Origin of the sequence: Magnetospirillum sp. LM-5, from assembly GCF_902729445.1 — a bacterium.
GTDB lineage: Bacteria > Pseudomonadota > Alphaproteobacteria > Rhodospirillales > Magnetospirillaceae > Magnetospirillum.
Genome location: NZ_CACVCE010000061.1, coordinates 1 through 4838, shown reverse-complemented (window position 1 = coordinate 4838; position 4838 = coordinate 1). Strand labels below are relative to the sequence as shown.

Here is a 4838-nt window from a genome sequence, read left to right as displayed (position 1 = left end):
CAGACGGGTTCGTGAAGGAACCGGCCGTTGCCACTCGCGCCAACTTCAATCCGTCGTCGGTCAGCCCCAAGGAACTGGAGCGGATCAAGCTGGAAGACGGCGTTCACGCCCATGAAAACGTGAAAGTCGAACTGGACATCTATGCCCGCGAGACCGGGCGCCCGTTGGTCCATCCTTTCATGCTGGTCGTCGCCCAGGACACCGCCCATGCCCGCGAAATCCGCGAGACCGTGGAGGACGACAAGTTCTTTGGCGGGCGCTACAAGGACCGGGTGATCGAGGTTCACTCGGCCTTGAAAGGCGAGGAGAGCGACGAGGCCGCCGAGAAGCTGGTTGGGCTGGAGAAGGACGGCAAGACCGAGATCGTCATCCACGTCAACAAGCTGAAGGAAGGCTGGGACGTCACCAACCTCTACACCATCGTGCCCCTGCGGGCCTCGGCTTCGGAAATCCTCACCGAGCAGACCCTGGGCCGTGGCTTGCGCTTGCCCTACGGCGCCCGAACCGGCGTCGAGGCTGTCGACACCCTGACCGTGATCGCGCACGACCGCTTCGATGAGGTGATCCGTCAGGCCCGCGAGGACGGTTCGCCGCTCAAGGTGAAGGCCGTCCAGATCGGCAACGGCGGCGACGTCTCATTGGAAAGGGCGGTTCTGCTGGAATCGCCCACGGTGCTGGAGACCGTGTTGACCACGACGGTCGAAGCCACGCCGGACAAGCCTGCTCCGGCGCCGATCTTCGCCACCCAGGAGGCCCGCACGGTGGCCAACGTCACCTTGCAGGTCATCCGCCAGATGGAGCGCGAACTTTCCAACCTCGATCAGCTGAAAAAGCCCGAGGTGCAGGAAAAGATCGCCCAGCGCGTCGCCGAGATCACCCGTCCGGCCCAGGGCACTCTGGAGGGCGTCATCGCCGCCGCCGACGTCGGCGCCATCGTCGCCACCGTCACCACCAAGGTGGCCGAGCAGACCATCGAGATCCCAGAGATCGTGGTGTTGCCCACCAGCGAGGTGACCTTCAGCTTCTCGGACTTCGATCTGACCGGCCTGGATCGTCTGACGCCGCAGCCGATGTCGATGGAAATCACCATCCATGAACTTCGGACTGAGCGGCGCCGCACCATCGCCCGCACGCTGGCCGACCGGCGTGAGGAACGGTTCGAGGACTATCTGGTGACCCACCTGATCGACCACGACGAGGTGGATTACGACGCCACGGCCGATCTGCTCTACAAGCTGGCGGGCCAGATGGTCGCCCACCTGCGCGGTTATCTGACCGAGGATGATGACGTCGAGAACGTCCTGCTGACCCAGGGCAAGATGCTGGCCGACACTATCTTCAGCCAGATGATGGCGCATTATGTGGAGACCCCGACGCGCTACATCGGCAAGGTGTCCAAGGGCTTCACCCTGCTCAAGCCGCTGGCCTTCAAGGTCACCGACCCCAAGGCCGTCCGCGACTTCAAGAAGCCGGTGATCCCGGCGGGCGACACCAGGAAGCATGTCTTCGACGGTTTCACCAAGTGCGTCTTTCCGCACCAGTCCTTCCAGTCGAACGAGGAACGCCTATTCGCCGTCCTGATCGACACCCACGAGCCGAAGGTGGAGCGCTGGGTGAAGCCGGGGCCGAAGCAGTTCCAGATTGAGTACCGGCGCCATGAAAAGTACGAGCCGGACTTCGTGGTGGAGACCGCCACCGAGAAACTGATCGTCGAGATCAAGGCCCGCAAGGACATGACCGACGACACGGTGCAGGCCAAGGCCACCGCCGCCCGCACCTGGGTCGGCTACGCCACCCGGCATGCGGCCTCCTACGGCGGCAAGCCCTGGCGCTACGTCCTGATCCCCCATGACGAGATGACCGAGAACGCCACGCTGGCCGGACTGGTCGCCAAGTTCAACATGCAGGCAATCGTGGATGAGAGCGTGACCCTGGAGGCGGCAAGCTAAGTCGGGATGGAAGAGGTCGCACCAAAATTCACGGGCTTGCTGTCATTCGATGGCAAGTCCGCCGAGGTCGAATTTTCGGCGCCGCTTGATGAAAGTGGGGCGATCAAACTCGCCATCGACGAACTGCCGCTTACCAGGGACAACTCTTTCATCCTGCACGGTTTCGACACAAAGACGCCGTTTCCGTTTTTTTCGCTTCATGGCCGGGACAAGGCCGGTCGTGTATTCGATAGCGAACACGTCCACTTCGGCTCTGTAGGTCCTGCCTATCATTGTGACCGGGGATCGTATTACACGTTCTCACCACGGTGTTCGAAGGCAACCTTCACGGGCGCGGTTTCACCGACAGGGCGACCGGCAGTGCGGCTTTTTCTCCGTGGTGGGTTTCAGATTCCATGGGATCTGGTCGAGGCAACAGACATTGGTGAAGTCCGCCTCTCCTGTTACCGGGAATCTCAGGCCCGGGACAAGTTGACCAACACCCTCACGATAATGGCCCCTGACGTTTGCCCAGACGCTGCCGCCTGGGCCGCCGCAGCCGAAAAGCTGTTGGGCCGAATCCGCGAATACATCAGCTTCGCCGCCGGAACCAACATGACCGCCCCGGTCAGGGAAACTTACCTCGGCGGTACTGAGGTTACGACAGAGGTTTACGAACAATCCGAGCAACCGGGAACACAAATGCCCGTGTTCGCATGGCACCAGATGGAGGACTTTTTCTCTCATGCGGTAGCCCACGCGGTGCGGGCGCCAGATCAGGATCTTTGGTCTGCGATTGCTTGGTTCGTCCTGCCGTCGGTCTATGCCGAACAGCGCCTCGTTAACGCCATGACTGCGTTGGAGAACTTGGTCGACACCCTGTTGCCTTCCAAAAAGAAGGATCTTTTGACGGGCAAGAATTATACTGGCCTCGTAGCCGCGATCGCGGAATTCGCAAAAGAAAATCTTGGTGAGTTCGACAAGTTGGATGAGGTCGAGGCTAAATTTACTGAGTTCCGTAGGCGGCCATTCTACCCAAAATTGGTTGCCATGTTCGAAAATTTGGACGTGCCGACATGGGATATTGGGGAAAAGGCCATAAGGAAGGCTATCAACGGCCGAAACAACGTCATCCATACCGGGCGCTATAAAGGCGGAAATGATCCGGCCACTGAGCCGGGGCTGTGGGCGCACGTCACAATCATCCGAGAAATCGTGAGCAGGATCGTCCTCAAGCTGGTGGGTTTCACCGGGAAATACACCACGTTCGTCGGTGGGTGCCGAGACGTCGAATTTCCTCCAAAACGGCCCAATGAAGAGGGCGCAACTCCAAAAGCAGACAAGCCGTTGCAGCCATGACCGCCCAGCGCTATGGTTTGGCATCGGCTGACCGGCCGTGCCGTCCACAATGGCGAAGCCTTAGGGGCAGGTTTTCATCACCATCCTGACACTCTCTTTCGAGGCGCTCAGGGCTTAGTGGACACGCCTTTCTCCAGCGCCGAGAGGGAGGATGGTATGCGTTTTCATTTCCCTAATCTCACCCGCCCGAAGAAGGCCGCCAAGCACCTGTCTGCGGTGTTCCCGGACATTCCTCTGTCCAGCATCCAGCGGGCCGTCGCCGTGGCCTGCGGCTACCGCGACTGGCATGAGCTTGAGGTCAGCCACGCCGCCGCCGAGCCGACCGTGCTGGACGAGCACCTGACCGAGGGCGCCTTCCGTGAACGGGGTATCGCCCTGACGCGCAGCCTGGCGGCGACGTTGAACGTCCATGACGGCGACGTGCAGGCCGCCTTGCCCGACATGAGGCTGACCGGCAACCGGCCGTTTACCCGCGACGACCACGAAGCTATCCGGACGGCATGTTGGCGGGCTGGGCCAATTCCCTGGCAGTCAGGTCGCCATCCCGGCGTGATCTTCCGCATCAAGAGCGCCGGTTTCTCCAAGACCGAACCCCATTGGTGGCGAAAATCCAGCGGCGGCGTGCACTTTCTCGATCACTCCACCTCCAACGGCGCATGCGCCACCTTCGAGGCCGTCGTCCCTCGCACCCGGTTGGAAGACTTCGTGCCCCGGCGCCTGTGGCTGCCTTACGGGTGGATGGACATGGAAGACGGCAGCCGGGTGCTGTATTCCCGCGATTATCTGCCCCTGTGGCGGATCACCGACGGCAAGGTGGAGCGGATGAAGCCAACCGCAGAGATGCACGCCTATCGGGACCGGCAGTGGTTTCCGGAAAGTGGCAAGCCGTGGTCCCATGGCCCAGCGAGAGAGGCCGCCGAGCGGATGCTGGACGAGTACGGCATCACGGCGCTCCCCCGGTTGGCGGACGTTCTGCCGATCCTGATTTTGGACGAGCACATCGACGTCAAAGGCGCCGCCAAGGTCCTGGACGGCGTGCGGGAACTCGCTTAGCACCAACTTAGCGGGAGAGGCCGGTCACGGCCTCTCCCGGCCGCCCGCGATCGCGGTCAGCCACTGCGACAGATCGAAGACGGGTAGGGCAGAGTCCATCAATCCCAGGCGGACGTCAGCGTAACGTCGGCTGGCCCGGTTGCAGGCGAGCATCGACCAGCGGGTTCGATCGTCTTCCTCCGGGCAAGCTGGCGACCACACCGCACCCACGCTCTCGACACCTCGGACGCCGATCTCTTCCAACTGCGATGCCTGCTTCCAGGCGCCGTCGTCCGTGGGGATCAGGGCGATCCAGTAATCCTCGGTCAGCACCTTCAACGCCGCCAGGTCGAGGACCAGCGGGGTGATCCTGGCCGGGATCGGTGACCGGTCCAGGAAGGAATAGTGGTGCAACCAGGCGATCCTCCTGGCCGTGCCGGTGTTGCGGGCAATCAGCCTGCCGCTCCAGCTTTCTTCGTACAGGTTGAAGCGCCCATCCCGGACGCATCCGGACTCCGC

The 4838-nt window shown here is 62.0% G+C and carries 4 protein-coding genes; 3 read left to right on the top strand and 1 reads right to left on the bottom strand.

Annotated features, from left to right (window positions below):
• From MTBLM5_RS16340 to MTBLM5_RS16330, 3 genes are all read left to right on the top strand, one after another.
• On the top strand, positions 1-1949 hold a 1949-nt coding region (locus tag MTBLM5_RS16340; protein ID WP_217425050.1), incomplete at its 5' end, for a DEAD/DEAH box helicase.
• A gap of 6 nt (positions 1950-1955) precedes the next feature.
• Positions 1956-3287: a hypothetical protein gene (locus tag MTBLM5_RS16335; RefSeq protein WP_173977123.1), complete on the top strand. Its 1332-nt coding sequence runs from the start codon at positions 1956-1958 to the stop codon at positions 3285-3287.
• A gap of 156 nt (positions 3288-3443) precedes the next feature.
• On the top strand, positions 3444-4340 hold the full coding sequence (locus tag MTBLM5_RS16330) for a hypothetical protein (RefSeq protein WP_173977122.1): 897 nt from the start codon (positions 3444-3446) through the stop codon (positions 4338-4340).
• A gap of 24 nt (positions 4341-4364) precedes the next feature.
• On the opposite strand, the gene MTBLM5_RS16325 is transcribed toward MTBLM5_RS16330, so the two are convergent.
• Positions 4365-4838 (bottom strand): hypothetical protein (locus MTBLM5_RS16325; RefSeq protein ID WP_173977121.1); only part of this gene is annotated, 474 nt, incomplete at its 5' end.

What these genes read in the sequence shown, in the direction of transcription:
- MTBLM5_RS16330 (WP_173977122.1), top strand. Translation starts at nt 3,444, where the DNA reads ATGCGTTTTCATTTCCCTAATCTCACCCGCCCGAAGAAGGCCGCCAAG.
- MTBLM5_RS16335 (WP_173977123.1), top strand. Translation starts at nt 1,956, where the DNA reads ATGGAAGAGGTCGCACCAAAATTCACGGGCTTGCTGTCATTCGATGGC.